The sequence below is a fragment of the Hymenobacter sp. APR13 genome (assembly GCF_000737515.1).
Lineage (GTDB): Bacteria > Bacteroidota > Bacteroidia > Cytophagales > Hymenobacteraceae > Hymenobacter.
Genome location: NZ_CP006587.1, coordinates 4,144,021 through 4,159,136, shown reverse-complemented (window position 1 = coordinate 4,159,136; position 15,116 = coordinate 4,144,021). Strand labels below are relative to the sequence as shown.

At 62.8% G+C, this 15,116-nt stretch carries 16 protein-coding genes; 8 read left to right on the top strand and 8 right to left on the bottom strand.

The window, feature by feature from the left end; genetic code table 11:
* Positions 1-96: 96 nt before the first annotated feature.
* The 4 genes from pdxH to N008_RS17315 all read left to right on the top strand — a co-directional run bounded on the left by pdxH (position 97) and on the right by N008_RS17315 (position 4,730).
* Entirely contained in the window at positions 97-747 is a 651-nt protein-coding gene (gene pdxH, locus N008_RS17330) for a pyridoxamine 5'-phosphate oxidase (protein WP_044017632.1), read from the top strand.
* A 157-nt stretch (positions 748-904) separates the two neighbouring features.
* On the top strand, positions 905-2,224 hold the full coding sequence (locus tag N008_RS17325) for a DUF1015 domain-containing protein (RefSeq protein ID WP_044017631.1): 1,320 nt from the start codon (positions 905-907) through the stop codon (positions 2,222-2,224).
* 127 nt (positions 2,225-2,351) lie between these two features.
* The gene (locus N008_RS17320; RefSeq protein ID WP_044017630.1) at positions 2,352-2,936 is read left to right on the top strand and encodes a Maf family nucleotide pyrophosphatase; all 585 of its coding nucleotides are present in this window, start codon (positions 2,352-2,354) and stop codon (positions 2,934-2,936) included.
* A 42-nt stretch (positions 2,937-2,978) separates the two neighbouring features.
* Positions 2,979-4,730 (top strand): hypothetical protein, encoded by a 1,752-nt coding sequence (locus N008_RS17315; protein WP_156109375.1) that lies wholly within the window; start codon positions 2,979-2,981, stop codon positions 4,728-4,730.
* A gap of 85 nt (positions 4,731-4,815) precedes the next feature.
* On the opposite strand, the gene N008_RS23635 is transcribed toward N008_RS17315, so the two are convergent.
* The 8 genes from N008_RS23635 to sdaAB all read right to left on the bottom strand — a co-directional run bounded on the left by N008_RS23635 (position 4,816) and on the right by sdaAB (position 11,141).
* Positions 4,816-5,025, bottom strand: a complete 210-nt coding sequence (locus N008_RS23635; RefSeq protein ID WP_052381684.1) for a hypothetical protein — start codon at positions 5,023-5,025, stop codon at positions 4,816-4,818.
* Positions 4,998-5,249, bottom strand: coding sequence for a hypothetical protein (locus N008_RS23630; RefSeq protein ID WP_052381683.1), 252 nt, complete (start codon positions 5,247-5,249; stop codon positions 4,998-5,000). Before N008_RS23630 ends, N008_RS23635 begins: the two co-directional genes overlap by 28 nt.
* A 6-nt stretch (positions 5,250-5,255) precedes the next feature.
* A complete protein-coding gene (locus tag N008_RS17305) occupies positions 5,256-5,684 on the bottom strand; it encodes a DUF4259 domain-containing protein (protein WP_052381682.1) in 429 nt (142 codons plus the stop codon).
* 393 nt (positions 5,685-6,077) lie between these two features.
* Positions 6,078-7,067 carry an NAD(P)H-dependent glycerol-3-phosphate dehydrogenase gene (locus tag N008_RS17300; RefSeq protein WP_044017628.1) on the bottom strand — a complete coding sequence of 330 codons (990 nt, stop codon included), beginning with the start codon at positions 7,065-7,067 and terminating at the stop codon, positions 6,078-6,080.
* A 260-nt stretch (positions 7,068-7,327) separates the two neighbouring features.
* Positions 7,328-8,755 carry an efflux RND transporter periplasmic adaptor subunit gene (locus tag N008_RS17295; protein WP_044017627.1) on the bottom strand — a complete coding sequence of 476 codons (1,428 nt, stop codon included), beginning with the start codon at positions 8,753-8,755 and terminating at the stop codon, positions 7,328-7,330.
* 44 nt (positions 8,756-8,799) lie between these two features.
* The gene (locus tag N008_RS17290) at positions 8,800-10,137 is read right to left on the bottom strand and encodes a TolC family protein (protein WP_071884561.1); all 1,338 of its coding nucleotides are present in this window, start codon (positions 10,135-10,137) and stop codon (positions 8,800-8,802) included.
* Positions 10,098-10,340 carry a hypothetical protein gene (locus tag N008_RS21845; protein ID WP_052381680.1) on the bottom strand — a complete coding sequence of 81 codons (243 nt, stop codon included), beginning with the start codon at positions 10,338-10,340 and terminating at the stop codon, positions 10,098-10,100. Before N008_RS21845 ends, N008_RS17290 begins: the two co-directional genes overlap by 40 nt.
* A gap of 120 nt (positions 10,341-10,460) precedes the next feature.
* Positions 10,461-11,141 (bottom strand): L-serine ammonia-lyase, iron-sulfur-dependent subunit beta, encoded by a 681-nt coding sequence (gene sdaAB / locus N008_RS17285; RefSeq protein WP_044017626.1) that lies wholly within the window; start codon positions 11,139-11,141, stop codon positions 10,461-10,463.
* 350 nt (positions 11,142-11,491) lie between these two features.
* On the opposite strand from sdaAB, the gene N008_RS17280 reads away from it, so the two are divergent.
* From N008_RS17280 to N008_RS17265, 4 genes are all read left to right on the top strand, one after another.
* Positions 11,492-12,472 (top strand): tryptophan 2,3-dioxygenase family protein, encoded by a 981-nt coding sequence (locus N008_RS17280; protein ID WP_044017625.1) that lies wholly within the window; start codon positions 11,492-11,494, stop codon positions 12,470-12,472.
* A gap of 93 nt (positions 12,473-12,565) precedes the next feature.
* On the top strand, positions 12,566-13,192 hold the full coding sequence (locus N008_RS17275) for a hypothetical protein (protein WP_156109374.1): 627 nt from the start codon (positions 12,566-12,568) through the stop codon (positions 13,190-13,192).
* 55 nt (positions 13,193-13,247) lie between these two features.
* Entirely contained in the window at positions 13,248-13,991 is a 744-nt protein-coding gene (locus tag N008_RS17270; protein WP_044017623.1) for an energy transducer TonB, read from the top strand.
* 51 nt (positions 13,992-14,042) lie between these two features.
* Complete coding sequence (locus tag N008_RS17265) at positions 14,043-15,053, top strand: tetratricopeptide repeat protein (protein ID WP_081910865.1); 1,011 nt, start codon at positions 14,043-14,045, stop codon at positions 15,051-15,053.
* Positions 15,054-15,116 lie beyond the last annotated feature (63 nt).

The window sequence follows — 15,116 nt, the reverse complement described above, 5'->3', positions numbered from 1 at the left end:
CAGGTTCCGCCAAGCCCACATTATGCTACCTTGCGGCCGATTTGGGCCGGAAATAGCGGTTCCCTTTCTTTTTTCCCTTCTTCCCCCCTGCCCGCCATGCTCGACCCGCAACTGGCCGATTTGCGCAAAACCTACGCTCAGCGCACTCTTTCGGAATCCGACGTTCTGCCGCTGGCCGTGCCGCAGTTCCGGCGCTGGCTGGACGAGGCCCTGGCCGCCCAGCTCGACGAGCCCACGGCCATGACCTTGGCCACCGTGAGCGAAACCGGCCAGCCCTCGGCGCGGGTGGTGCTGCTGAAAGGCCTGCCCGACGAAGCCGGCTTCCTGTTCTATACCAACTATGAGTCGCGCAAGGGCCAGGAGCTGGCGGCGCGGCCACAGGCGGCCCTCACGTTTTTCTGGCCGGGCCTGGAGCGGCAGGTGCGCGTGGAAGGCCGCGTGGAAAAAGCGCCCGCCAGCCTGTCCGACGAATACTTCCAGAGCCGCCCCCGGGCCAGCCAGATCGGGGCCTGGGCCTCGCCGCAAAGCCAGCCCATTGCAAGCCGCGAGCAGCTGGAGCAGCGCGAGGCCGCTTTGCTGGACGAGTTTGCCGCCCAGGACCCGCTGCCGCGCCCCGAGCACTGGGGTGGCTATATCCTGCGCCCACACCGCGTGGAGTTCTGGCAGGGCCGCCCCAGCCGCCTCCACGACCGGATCCTCTACGAGCTGGAAGGCGACGCCTGGCGCCTAAGCCGCCTGGCACCTTAATTTAAAGTAATGGGGTGAATGGTGATGAAGTAAATGGGGACAGGTGGACAGCAGATGCTTCGCCGGTTACTTTGGCTACTGTTTACCTCAAAACCCATTTCCATTCACCTCATCACCTCATCACGGTTCACCCCATCACCTCATCACCAAAACCGATTTGGCTGAAATTCAACCTCTCCGTGGCTGGCGCTACAATGCAACGCTGAGCCAGAACATTGATGACTATGTTTCGCCGCTGTTTGATGTAGTGTCGGCGCGGCAGCGGGAGGCGCTCTACCGCAACCCACTCAACAGCATCCATCTGTCGGTGCCGCGGGGCGAGGATGCCGCGGGCGAAGCCCTGCGGCGGCTGCAGGAGTGGCAGCAGGCCAGCGTACTGCGCCAGGATGAGCTGCCGGGCATTTATGCCTACTACCAGTATTTCCGGCTGCCGGGCAGCGCCCGCGAGTACTGCCGCAAGGGCTTCATGTGCCACATCCGGGCCTACGACTGGGCCGAGGACGTGGTGCTGCGCCACGAAAACACGCTGCCAGCGGCCGTAAACGACCGGGCCGAGCTGCTGGCCCGCACCGAGTTCCAGACCAGCGCCACCCACGGCCTCTACCGCGACGACGACTTCGAGCTGGAGCGCTACCTCGACGAGGCCATCCAGACGCCGCTCTACCAGACCGAGGAAGACTACCAGGGCGCCCGCGACGTACTGGCCGTCATTCAGGATGCGGCCGTTATCAAGCGGTTTCAGCAGGTGCTGGCGGCGCGGCAGGTGATTCTGGCCGACGGCCACCACCGCTACGAAGGCTCGCTGGCGTACCGACAGGCGCGCCAGGCCGCCGAGCCGGCCGCCACCGGCCAGGAAGGCTGGAACTTCCACCTGATGTACCTCACCAACTCGGCCGCCGACGACCTGCGCATTCTGCCCACGCACCGGCTGCTGCTGGAGCTGCCCGCGGGCCTCAGCATCGAGAAGCTGCTGGCGCGGCTGGCAGCGTATTTTCTGGTGATGCCCAAGGAAGACCCCTACGACCTGCCCGAGCTGATTGCCGGCAAGCCCTGGGCGTTTGGGCTGTATCTGGGTGAGGGCCAGGCCTACAAGCTCCGGCTGCGGCCCGAGGTGCACGCCCAGCTCGACTGGGACACCACGCCCGAGGTGAAGGCGCTGGATTTGACGGTGCTGCACTTCTTCGTGCTGGAAAAGGTGCTGGGCATTGTGGGGCCCGATGCGCAGCGGCAGTGGCCGGGCGTGGCCTACGTGCGCAATTTCCCCGAGTGCCTGCAGCGCGTGGACCACGGCGAGGCCCGCGCCGCCTTCATTACCAGCGAGGTAACCATGGACGAGGTGGAGCGCGTGTGCCACTCCGGCGCCGTGATGCCGCCCAAATCCACATTCTTCTACCCCAAAACAATCGGCGGCTTTCTGTTCAGCAGCATCCGCGCCGACGAAACCCAGCATCCATTTATGCAGGAGTTTATGGGGTGAAGTGGTGGGTTAGTGGATTGGTGGATTGGAGATGAATACTCAGTCAGGTAAAAATCCCCTCGCAAAAACTCCATCCCATTAACACCAACCCAACAACCCTCCAACCCATCACTCCACCAACCCTCCTATGAAGCTTATCCTGGCCTCTAACTCGCCGCGGCGCCGGCAGCTGCTCTCCGACCTGGGCCTGGCCTATACCGTGCGTTTGCAGGAAGTGGACGAGTCGTTTCCGGACCACCTGCGCCGCACCGAAGTGGCCGAGTACCTGGCCGCCCACAAAGCCGCCGCCTACCGCGCCGGCCTGGCCCCCGATGAGGTGGTGCTCACCGCCGATACCATCGTCTGCCTCGACGAGGACGTACTCAACAAGCCCGCCGACGAAGCCGAAGCCATCCGGATGCTGCAGCGCCTGCAGGGCCGCACCCACGACGTCTTCACCGGCGTCTGCCTGCTCGGCGGCGACGGCCGGCAGGTGGTTTTCTCCGACCAGACACGGGTGACTTTTCGTGAATTATCTCTCTCGGAAATAGAGCACTACGTCCGGCAGTATCAACCACTGGATAAAGCTGGTGCCTACGGGGCCCAGGACTGGATTGGCATGGTGGCCGTGACCCGGCTGGAGGGTTCCTACTTCAACGTGATGGGTCTGCCGGTGCACCGCGTTTGGGAGGAACTCACGCGCCTGACGGGTACCAGCCTGCTGGCTGAATAGCTCCTCCCACGCCCTATTATTCGGCTGCCTTCATTCCCGCACATGCGCGCTTTCGCACCTGTTCCGTTCCGCGCCCTGCTGGCAGTCGGGCTCCTGTGTTTACTGGCCAGCAGCATGGGGCTGCTGCTGATTTTCGGACCGACTGCTTACGCCAAAGTGCAGGCACTGGGCCACGTGACGTACCACGAAGGCAGCTACCGGCACCTGCGGCTGGCCCTGACGCCAGCGCGCTACCTGGCTTTGCGTGGGGGTCTGCTGGCCACCATCCTGCTCAGCATGGGGGGCCTGTGGCTGCTGCGCCGCCGGGAACCAGAACTGCTGCACCGCGAAGCCCGGCAGCTACGCCACGAAGCCCGGCTACTCGGTGCAAGCCTGCGCCGCACCTGGCAGCAACTGGGGCGGGGGCAACAGGTTGTATTTGGAAGCTTGCTACTGGTGTTGCTGCTTGTGCGGTTGTGGTACCTGGTTTATTACCCCATCAGCACCGACGAGGCTGCGTCGTTCGACTACTTCATTCACGAGGGGCCGGTGGCCATCAGCAGCTTCTACCCTATTCCCAACAACCACCTGCTGTTCAACTTTGTATGCTGGCCGCTGAGCTGGCTGAGTGCCGATCTGCGCGTGGTAATGCGGCTGCCGACGCTGCTGCTTGCCACCGCCGGCACCAGCGCCTGCTACCTGCTCCTAACGCGCCAGATGGGCTTTCGGGCTGCCACGCTCAGCACGGGGTTCTTCAGCTTCACGCCGCTGGGGCTGTACTACGCAGTGGCGGGCCGGGGTTACTTTCTGCAGCTGGTGTTGCTGCTGGCGGTGTTTTTTGCGGCTATGGCGCTGTGGCGTCGCCCGCTGCGCCAGCGGCTGGCCTGGGTGGTCTTTGTAGGTGGCAGCATCCTAGGATTGTACACCATCCCGACGTTTGTTTATCCGCTGACGGCCCTTGGCCTGGGCTTGCTGCTGCGCTTTGGCGGGCAGCAGCAGTGGCAAGCAGTGGGCAGGCTGGCCCTGGCGGGTGCCAGCGTTGTAGCTGCTACTAGCCTGCTGTACACGCCGGTCATAGCGGTGTCAGGGCTGCCGCGGCTGCTGGGCAACCGCTACGTAGAGCCTCTGAGCAACGCCGTATTCTGGCCCCGCTACGCCGGCCACCTGCGCGGGCTGGCAGACATGCTGGCTGGCAATGGCCGCCTTGGCTTGCTAGGAGCGGCCGGCCTGCTAGCAGCGTGGCCGCTGCTGTGGAAATGGGTGCCACGCCAACGCCCCCTGCTGGCCCTAGGTAGCCTGCTGCTGGCCGTGCCGCTTCTGCTGATGGCCTTGCAGCAGGTGCTTACCCCGGCCCGGGTGTTGCTGTTTGTGGCCTGCTTCGGCAGTATTCTGGCAGGCGTAGCGGCTACTGCGCTGCTCAACTGGCTGCGGGTGCCTACTCGCTGGCAACTGGCGCTGTTTCTGCTGCTGATTGGCGGCTACGAGGGGTACCAGTTCCGGCGGCAGCTGCCGCCATGGCGGGCAGAGCACCGCCAGGCGCAGCTCATGCAGGCTTCGTACCGGTGGCTGGTTGGCCACGGGGCGCGGCGGGTGTTTCTGGCCTCGCCGCAGCACGAGCTGTTCATGCACCACTACGCCCTGCAGCAAAGCCATCCGCCGGCACTCGTCACCCGCGCCGACCCGCACCAGACCTACGACTTTGTGGTGCTGGAACGCGACGCCAAAAACTCTCCTGCCTGGACTCAGCCGCCATTCTACACCCCAGCCTATCAGGACAGATATGTGGTGATTTACAGGCGAGCCACAACGCCATAACAAACCGGCCGCCCGCACCAGACTATTGCGAACAATCATCCGGCACGGGCGGCCTATATACTGCACGCTGCTCCCCCCGAGCCGCCTAATGTCCGCGGGCCAGCAGCGCAATACCGCCCACAATGAGCAGCATGCCCAGCGCCTGGGGCCAGCCCAGCGCCTCGCGCAGCACCAGCACGCCCAGCAGGGCCGTCAGCAGCACCGAGCCGCCCACGATCAGCGGTGTACCAACCGAGGCCGGCGCGCCGCGGCTGTACACCGCAAATGTCAGAATCTCGGCCAGGCCAATGCCCACGCCGGCCAGCGCTGCCAGCGTGAGGCCGCGGGGGTGGCCAGCACCGGCGGCAGGGCACCGCGCAGGTACAGCACCAGCAGCAGGCCCGCGCCCACTAGGGCGGCCACCACCTGCAGCACCACAGCGCCCACCATTTCGTGCACCTGCCCGGCCGAGGCCTTGATGAGCAGGTTGTAGAGCGCCATGCACACGGCGGCGCAGGCCGCCAGCAGAAGCCAATTCATTCGCCGCTACGCTTCGTCGTCGTCGGCTTCGCCGTCCTCGTCGTGGAGGCGGGCCAGCAGGTCCTGCTGCAGCTGCTGCCAGCTGGCGTAGTCCTCCGACTCGGCCCACTTTTCCTGCAGCTCCGAGTTCTTCAGCACGGCTGCTACGGCGTCTTCGGCCAGCTCGCGCAGGTCTTCGCTGTCGGCGGCCTCGAGGTGGGCGACGGCGGGAAGCAGGCCGGGCGGGAAGTCGGCGGCGGGCTTGCCCAGGATGGCAGCCACGATTTCGGCTGCGGCCAGCGCTTCGCTGGCTTCGTCCAGTTCCAGATAGCCTTCTTCCTCGGCTGCTGTGGCCAGCGCCTCGTAGAGCGCGGCCTCGTTGGGCGTTTCGCGGAAACTCTCGCCGAGGTCAGCGGCGGCGTCGTTGTCGAAGTTGTGGTAGTCCCAGGTGCTCATACAATTTGGGGTCTTTAACTTGAGCTTATGAATGACTGTTTTCTGGCATATGGCTAGCTTCTCTGCAATCTGAACTTTCCAGCACTACGGCAGATATGCGAAGGAAACGGCGTTTTGGCGCGAATAAGAAGCTCCAGCCATTAAGAACGTGAAGAATACCTCCTACTGACGACTCCAAAAGAGGCTCGCATTTCTTTTGAACAGATAGCCAAATGTGAGTTTCTGTTACGTGGAGAAGCAGAATCGAAGGCCGATTTACTACAGGTATGCCAATTGACTTCTGCGGCTCTATCTAACGCCCAACTTCGCCATAGCATAGAGCTTTACGGCTTAGACGATCAGCCTTTTGCTTACCTATACCATAACTGGTCGCCGTGAAGGTTAAGTTGACGCCTACCGAAACTTCTCCTTCAGCAGCTCGATTTCCACGGCCGGCGAAATCTTCTCGTAGAGAATGTGGTAGGCGGCCGAGGTGATGGGCATGGGCACCTGCAGGCGCTTATTTATTTCGTAGATGCTTTTCACGGCGTAGTAGCCCTCGGCCACCATGTTCATCTCCATCTGCGCCGACTTCACCGAGTAGCCGCGGCCCACCATGTTGCCGAAGGTACGGTTGCGCGAAAACTGCGAGTAGGCCGTCACGAGCAGGTCGCCGAGGTAGGCCGAGCCCGACAGGTCGCGGGGCGTGGGGTTGAGGGCGTGCACGAAGCGGCGCATCTCCTGCACCGCGTTGCTGACTAGCACCGCCTGGAAATTGTCGCCGTAGCCGAGGCCGTGGGCAATGCCGCTGGTCAGGGCAATGATGTTTTTCATGACAGCAAAGTATTCGATGCCGTCGAGGTCCTGGGCGGGGTTGGCCTTCACGTAGCGGTTGCGCAGCAGGCGGCAGAAGTCCTCGGCCAGCGTGGGGTCGGGCGAGCCAATGGTGAGGTAGCTCTGCTTTTCTAAGGCCACTTCCTCGGCGTGGCACGGGCCCGCCACCACGCCCAGGCGTGTAGGTGCCAGCCGAAACCGCTCGGCCACGTAGTCGGTCACCAGCACGTTCTTGCCCGGAATCATGCCCTTAATGGCCGAAATGACGCGCTTGTTCTTCAGCGAGTCGCGGTCCAGCTTGTCGAGCACGCCCTGCACGAAGGCGGCCGGCACGCCCAGCACCAGCCAGTCGGCCTCGGCTACCACCTCCTGCAGGTCCGTGGAGGGGAACACCCGCGTGAGGTCGTGGGCCACGGAGGAGAGGTAGCGCGGGTTGTGGCGCGTGGTGCGCAGGTGCTGCACGTCGTCTTTGGAGCGCAGCCACCAGCCCACCCGGGACCCGTTTTCGGCCAGAATCTTGGTGAGGGCAGTGGCCCAGGAGCCGCCGCCGAGCATGGCTATTTTTTCCAACTAGGTAACAGGTGATGTGGTGATGAGGGGAATCGTGACAGGCAACAGGTGCTGGGCCTGCTGTGGGGCAGCGTAGCCGGTTGGGCGTGGGCCGCCATTGGGGCCTTACGGTTGCCTGTCCTCAAAAGTGCGAAGTTTCCTTTACAAACAAGCCCCTGCCGCGCGAACGACAGGGGCCTGGCTGCTTTAGGAGGTTGGCGGACAGCGGACAACAAATAGTGCCCACTAGGCCCCGCTCCTCCCGAAATACGGTTTCGCGGCTATTTGGCTTCCTCAGGGCCTTCTTTCAGCGCTTCCTTGTTGAGGCTTTTGGCGTCCTTCACCACCACACGCTCGCCGGGCTTAAGGGTTTTGGCCACGGCCCGGAACGGCCCACTCACCACTTCGTCGCCGGCTTTCAGGCCGCTCAGGATTTCGATGTTCTGGAAGTCGCTGATGCCGGTTTTCACGGGCGTAATCATCGCCTGGCCGTCGCGGATGACGAATACCACTTCCTGCACGTCGGTGGTTTTCTTGGCGCTGGCGGCCTCAGTAGCCCCACTTTTGCCGCGCCCGCCTACGCCGCCCACCCGCACGCGGGGGCCGGCGCTGCCAGCCGCATCGGCGGCGGCCGTCATGGCACTGTCGGAGCGGGTCGTGACGGCGGCCAGCGGCACGCTCAGCACGCCGGTTTTGCGGTCGGTGATGATGTCGACGGAAGCCGTCATGCCGGGGCGGAACGGCACCACCGTGCGGCCGTTGACGGTGCGCAGCAGGTGGCGGTACGAGTCGGGCAAGAGCCGGATGCGCACCTCAAACTCCGTCACGGCTTCGGCCGTGAGGGCATCTTTGGCGGTGTTGGCAATGCTGGTCACGAGGCCGCGGAACTTCTCGTCCTTGCTGGCATACGAGTCCACTTCCACCACCACCGAGTCGCCGAGATGCACGTTGATGATGTCGTTTTCATTGACGTTCACCCGCACCTCCATGGAGTTGAGGTTGGCGATGCGCATGATTTCGGTGCCCGACATCTGCGAGGTGCCTACCACCCGCTCGCCTTTCTCCACGTTAAGCTTGCTGATGGTGCCGCTCACAGGAGCGTAGATGGTGGTTTTGTTGAGGTTACGGCGGGCATCGTCGAGGCCGGCCTGGGCGCTCTGCACGCTGCTCTGCGCTGAGCGGATGCCGGCCCGGGCGCTGTTCAGCTCTTCCTGCGAGGCGTCGTAGGCGGCTTTGGCAGCCTCGTACTCAGCCTGCGAAATCACCTTCTGCTTGAACAGCGAGGCATTGCGGCGGTAGGTCAGCTCGGTTTGCTTGGCGTTGGCAATCAGCTGCTGCAGGCGGGCCTGGGTCTGGCCCACGTTGGCGCGCTGGGCATTCACCACGGCCGACTGCTGGTTCACCAAAGCCTGGTAGTTGTCGGGGCGGATGCGCAGCAGCAGCTGGCCTTTCTTCACCGAGTCGCCCTCCTGCACATACAGCTCCGTGATTTCGCCCGATACGTCGGGTGATATTTTCACTTCCGTTTCCGGCTGCACCTTGCCCGAGGCACTCACCTGCTCCACAATATTGACGGTGCCGGCCTTGGCGGCCGTTACCTCGGTACCGGCCGGCTTGCCCACCCAGCCCTGTTTTTTGCCGATGGCGTAGCCCCCAATCAGCACCACCACGACGGCCAGGAGGATGTAGAGTAAGCGGTTGTTTTTCATAGTTGTGTCTTAGATTCTGAAGGACTTGAAAACGTGGCGACCAGCTAGAGCGCCAGCGGGCGGCCCTGGTAAAAGTCCAGCACCTTGCGGCGGAACGTGTACTCGTACTTGGCCTGAATCATGGTCGATTCGGCGGCGGCGAGGTTGTTTTTGGCGATGTTGAACTCGGTGCCGTTGAGCAGGCCGTTGTTGAAGCGAATTTCGGCGTTGCGGTAGGCCGTGGTCAGGGCTTCGGTCTGGCGCTTAGCCGAGGTGAACTTGCGCTGGGCAGCCAACGCATCGGCGGCGGCCTGCTGGATGTTCTGGCGCAGCGTCAGGCGGGTCTGCTCGGCGCGCAGCTCGGCCTGGCGGGTGGCCACCTGGGCCCGCTGCACGTTGGTGCGGGCCTGGAAGCCGTTGAGAATCGGAATGTTGAGATTGAACTGCAGCTGCCGGCCGATGTTGTCTTTGATCTGGTTGGAGAACTTGGCCGGCAGAAACTCCGGAATAGCCTGCCGTGGCTGCAGCACCGCAAACGTAGTGGGTACCGGCTGGCCGTTCACGTACTGCACCACCGGAATAGGAATGGCCGCCGTAGAATCGCCGCTGAACACGCGCGCCAGCCTTGACGACGAGAAACCGGTGAACACGCCGGCCCCGAACGTGAGGCGCGGCAGGTAGGCGCCGCGGGCCACATCAATGCCCAGCTGGCTGGAACGCACCCGCAGGTCGGCGGCCCGGATTTCGGGCATCACGCCCTGCGCCGTCTCGAAGATGGCGGCCGGGTCGTCGTTGAAGTTGGCGGTTTCGTCGGGGTCAGGCACTTGGGCAATTTCAATCCGGAAGGCAGCCGCACCGGCGGCATCCAGGTTGAGGAGCTGAATGAGCTGCAAACGCGCAATGTCGCGCTGGTTCTGGGCCGTCACCACGTTCAACTCGTCGGAGGCTAGCTGGGCGCGGCTGTCGAGCAGCTGGCTTTCGGCCACGGCGCCGGCCTTAAGCAGCTTCTGGGTGCGCTCAATCTGCTGCTGGCTGCTGTTCACGCGGGTCTGGTTGGCCCGGATCAGCTCCTCGGCCAGCACGTACTGCAGGTACACCGAGGCCACGTTCAAGGACAAGTCGTTGCGGGCCTGCTCGATATCGACCAGCGCAGCCTGATAGTCCAGGGCGTTGCGCTTGACCGTATTGCGCAGCTGAAACCCCGCAAACAGGGTAATCTGCGAGAAGGCCGAGAAGTTGTTGGACCGGATGGTCTGGCTCACGAAGTCGTTGGTGAGCGGATCGAGGCCGGTACCGTAGTTCCAGGTCTGGCTGCCGCTCAGGTTGGCCGTGGGCAGCAGCGCCCCGCGGCCGGCCCGCTGCGTCACGTCGCTGAGCTCAGCATTGAGCTGGCTCTGGCGCACGGTGAGGTTGTTTTTACGGCGTAGTCCACGGCCTGCTGCAGCGTGAAGGGCGTGCCGGCCGCCGCCGGCGCCTGGGCCAGCGCCGTGCCCGGGGGCTGGGCCGGCGGCGCAGTCTGGGCCAGCCCGGGGCCAGCCGCAGCCAGCAGCAGCGCCGCCGAGCCGGCCAGCGCCAGCGTACGAGGCAGAGTAGCAGGTGTTTTCATAGACGAGTTTAGTGCTTAGGGCCTGGGGCCTGAAGTGTAGTGCTTGGTGCTTAGGGACTGGGGCTTGGGGCCTGGTGGTCTGGGCTTGATGCCTACTCCCTAATCCCCAATCCCTGCTCCCTAATCAATGGTGGGAATGTAGGTGACGCGGTGCACCCAGCTGAGCTGGCGCAGGTATTCGAGCGTGATGTCCTTGATGCCGGAGTCGATTTCGATGAACTGGCGGGCCACGTCGTTTTTGCCTTTCCGCGACACGAGCATGGTGGCAATGTTGCAGTCGTCGTGGGCAATAACCGAGGCGATGAAGGCAATGGAGCCCTTGGCGTCGTCGGCGTCGAGGATGAGCGTGTGCAGGCTGCCCGAGAAGTCCGAGGGAAACCCATCGACCTCCACAATCCGGATGACGCCGCCGCCCCGGCTCTGCCCGATGACTTCCACCGCGTGACCCGTGCGCTCATCGCGCAGCTGCAGCCGGATGGTGTTGGGGTGCATGGTAGAGGCATTGCCGACACCCTGAAACGAGTATTGCAGGCCGGCTTCTTTGGCGTGGTCGAAGGCCTCGCGGATGCGCACGTCGTCGGTGGCCATGCCCAGCAGGCCCGCCACGATGGCGCGGTCGGAGCCGTGGCCCTCGTAGGTGCGGGCAAAGGAGTTGTAGAAGGTGATGACGGCATGCGTGGGCACGCTGCCCAGAATGCGGATGGCGGCACGGGCAATGCGCACTACGCCGGCGGTGTGCGACGAGCTAGGCCCGATCATCACCGGCCCAATCATGTCGAAGATGCTGCTTTTCTCGGCCATATCGCGCCAAAGGTAGAAGGATTGATGGATTTGTAGAATGGCAAATTAGAAGGGTACCACATTGCGGGATTGAAACGCCCGGCAGCGCGCCTCGCCACCTCGCGCAGACTGTATGGTGCCGGCCAAGCGAATGCCGACGGTTTCGTACCTGCGGGTCCTGTGCAAGTGACACAGCGTCTGCGCGCAAGATGCTTTGCCAGCGGCTCTGCATGCCGTTCTACCACACCACTGCGCTACTCCACCAACCCACCACTACGCCACTCCACCACCCGCCCACCCGGCAGTTTCGGCGGCTTTTTCGTTCCTTGTAGCCGGATTCCCACCCTGTTTCCCTCCACACCCACCCGCCCATGCCTACCCCCGAGGACGAGTTTTCGCCCGCCGTTTATGAGCAGCTGCGGCTGCTGCAGCAGAAGTATGCCGCCGACAACCAGGACCTGGCCGCCTACCTCGAAGGCCTCTACCACGCCGATTACGTCAACTACTGGGACTACATCAGCCTGGACACGCTGCTGAGTTTGCAGCGCCCGCTCACGCGCATCCCCGATGAGCGCATCTTCATCATGTACCACCAGATTACGGAGCTGTATTTCAAGCTCTGCCTCTGCGAGTACGAGCAGATCGGGGAGCTGCAGGCGCCTACGCTGCAGGAGCTGGTGCTGCGCCTGGGCCGCATCAACCGCTACTTTGAGAACCTGATAGACTCGTTCGACGTGATGGTGGACGGCATGGACAAGCAGCAGTTTCTGCAGTTCCGTATGTCGCTGATGCCGGCTTCGGGCTTCCAGAGCGTGCAGTACCGCATGATCGAAATTGCCAGCACCGACCTGAGCAACCTGCTCGACAAGGAAAAGCGCCGCCTGCTGGGCGAGGCCGCCGCCCACGACGAGCTGATGGGCTGCATCTACTGGAAGGCCGGCGCCACCGTAGAAGACACTGGCGCAAAAGCGCTTACCCTCATTCAGTTCGAGCAGAAGTACACCCAGCAGCTCACGGCCCACGCCGCCCACTACCAGCACCGCAACGTGTGGAGCGTGGTGCAGCGCCTGCCTCTGGAAGACCAGCAGCACCCGCGCCTGCTGCGCCAGCTCAAGCAGCTCGACATCAACGTGAACGTGAACTGGCCGCTGATGCACTTCAAGTCGGCGGTGCGCTACCTGGAGCGGCACCCCACGGCCGTGGCCGCCACCGGCGGCACCAACTGGAAGAAGTACCTGCCTCCCAAGTTCCAGCGCCGCATCTTCTACCCCCAGCTCTGGACCGCGCAGGAGCTCGAAGACTGGGGCAAAGGCTGGGTGGAAAGCGTGCTGGGCGAAGCCGAGCGGGCATAATTGCAGATTGGTTGTATACTAGAGCCGTGAAAGCGCAGCCCGCTGCGTTTTCACGGCTCTATTGTGTCTTATTCTACCCTCTACTATTGCCGTATGCGCGTCGTTCTGACTGCTTTATTGTGGCTGCTCCTGGCCCCGGCCTACGCCCAGACGCCCGAAGCCTCCACCACGCTCCTGACCAACCAGGAAGGCTATGCCAACTCCGAGGCCAAAGAAATGGGCAGTGTGCTGGGCGTGGAAAAGCAACATTTCGAGCTCTCCGACCCGCGGCTGGCCGGACGGGTGCTGCACCTCACCTACCAGGAGTTCCGGGAGGGCGTGGCGCAGCCGGAGCAGGACCTGCTGGGCAAAGACCGGAACCGGTTTCAGCTGGACTCGGCCGGCCGCGTGGCGTTCAACGTCTACGCCCGCGCCGCCACCGACACGCGGCTGGAGGTGCGGTTTTTCTTCCCCACCATCGGCAAGCGGCAGCAGTTTCAGCCATTGCCCGGCGCCGTAGCCGCCGATTACAGTCTGCGTGCCGACATTCAGGCCTACAAAAAGCAGAAAGCCACCGTGCCGGTAGGCCGGAAGTTTCCGCTGCTGGTATACACGCTGCCCTACGTCAAGGACGGCTTTCTGTACTACTGCGACCTAGCTCAGAGCAAAGTGCCACCCGCCGAGTGGTTCAAGAAGTTCGGCATCCGGCATTTCGTGGTCTATCAGCTGACGATTGAGTAGCTCGTAGCGGCCATCCTCTTTCTAAATCATTGCCTCATCCCCTACTTACATAATCATGCGCAACACCTTATTGCTGGCCGCCGCACTGCTGCCGCTGGCGGCCACTGCCCAAAAGACCACCAAAGTGGTGGTAAAGCAGACTAATCCCTGGAGCCACGAAACCTACTATGTGCTCCAAGAAGACAAAAAAGTCAAGCACGGGCCTTACCTTAAAGAACGAACGGGGCCACGTACCATGCCTGTTCTGGCAGGCTTTTACAAGCAAGGGCAGCGCGACAGCACCTGGGTGGAATACGGCTGGAACGGCCGGCTCCAGGGCACCGGGCAGTACCGCAACGACCAGAAAACCGGCGTCTGGAGCTACTATGCTTTCGGCGACACCCTGGAGCAGCGCTACAACCACTCCACCCGCATCCTGGAATTTGCCCGCATCCGGCCCGCCGACCAACGGAAGCAATACACCATTGTGGAGGGCACTAACTCCCGCCAGGTTACTCTCGACCGGCCACCGCTCTATATCGGAGGCCAGCAGGTCATGAACCAGGCGGTAGCAACCAGCGTGCAGTATCCGCCGCAGGCGTTGCGCAACCGCACCGGCGGCGAGGTAGTGATTGAGTTTCTGGTGGATGAGCAGGGCCGCGCCAGCGGGCACCGCGTGAAATCGGGCATCGGCTTGGGCTGCGACGAGGAGGCTTTGGAGGCTGTGCAGCAGCTGCCCGCTGAGTGGCTGCCTGGCATGCTGGCCGGCCAGCCGGTAGCCGCCCTGATGGAAGTGCCCGTCAAGTTTCAGATTCGGTAGTGCACTTACACAGCGCTCCACGTCTTCCTGACTTACATTTACCGCGCTACGATGCGAATTATAACACTACTTATTACTCTGGTGTTTAGCCTATTGTCGGTTACCGGCTGGGCGCAAACCGGCGCGGCCCAAACTGGCCGCTACGCCCAGACCGATGCGTTGCGCGCCGACAACCGCATCAACGAGCTGCCACGCTATGGTGGCTTGCGCAAAACTCCGGAGCAGCTGGCCGCCGACGAGCAGTTTGTAGCCGTGTCGTTGGCGAAATATGGCAGTCCGCAGGCCGCTATGCAGGCCCACGTCAACTTTGGCTGGCACTACCTGGCCACCGGTCACGCACCGACGGCCATCAAGCGGTTCAATCAGGCGTGGCTGCTCGATTCCACAGCCGCCGACGTGTATTATGGCTTCAGCGCGTACCTGCGCCAGCAAGGACAGCTTGAGCAGGCCGAACACTATGTGGAGCTAGGCCAACGGCACGATATCGACCACAAAGGAATCGTGCGTTACTACGGCAGCCTGGCAATGGGCAAGGAAGCAAAGCGGGACTATGGGGGTGCTATTGCTCTCTACCATCAAATAGTGCAGCAAGACGCCGATAATGCTTTTGCCAACAAGAAGCTTGGCTATTGGTATATGGAGCAGGACACAGCCCGGGCCAATGTTTACCTTAGCCGAGCCGTGGTATTAGACCCACACGATTCGGTTTCTTACCTGAACCGGGGCTGGCTGCGCTACAAACAGAAGCACTACGATATGGCCGTGGACGACTATTCGCAGGCGGTTCAAATCAATCCGCACTACCTGGCAGCTTACTCTAACCGTGCGCTTGCGCACTTAGCCGCCAAAGACTCTGCGGCAGCTAACGCCGACTGGCAGCGTGGCCTACAGCTGGTAGCGCCACGTGAAAAAGGCAGCTACTATATGTTCATGGCCCAATCCAAGCAAGAAGCAGGCGACCGGCCCGGGGCCTGCGCCGCTTGGCATGAAGCCCTTCGCTGGGGCTTGGAGCCAGATCAAATCCGCCAGGCACGGCGCTCCATGAAAGCGGTTTGCCCATAGCTTTACACTACTGCCGAACATAAACCGGCCGCCGCCTCTGCCTTGAAAAGCAGAAACGGCGGC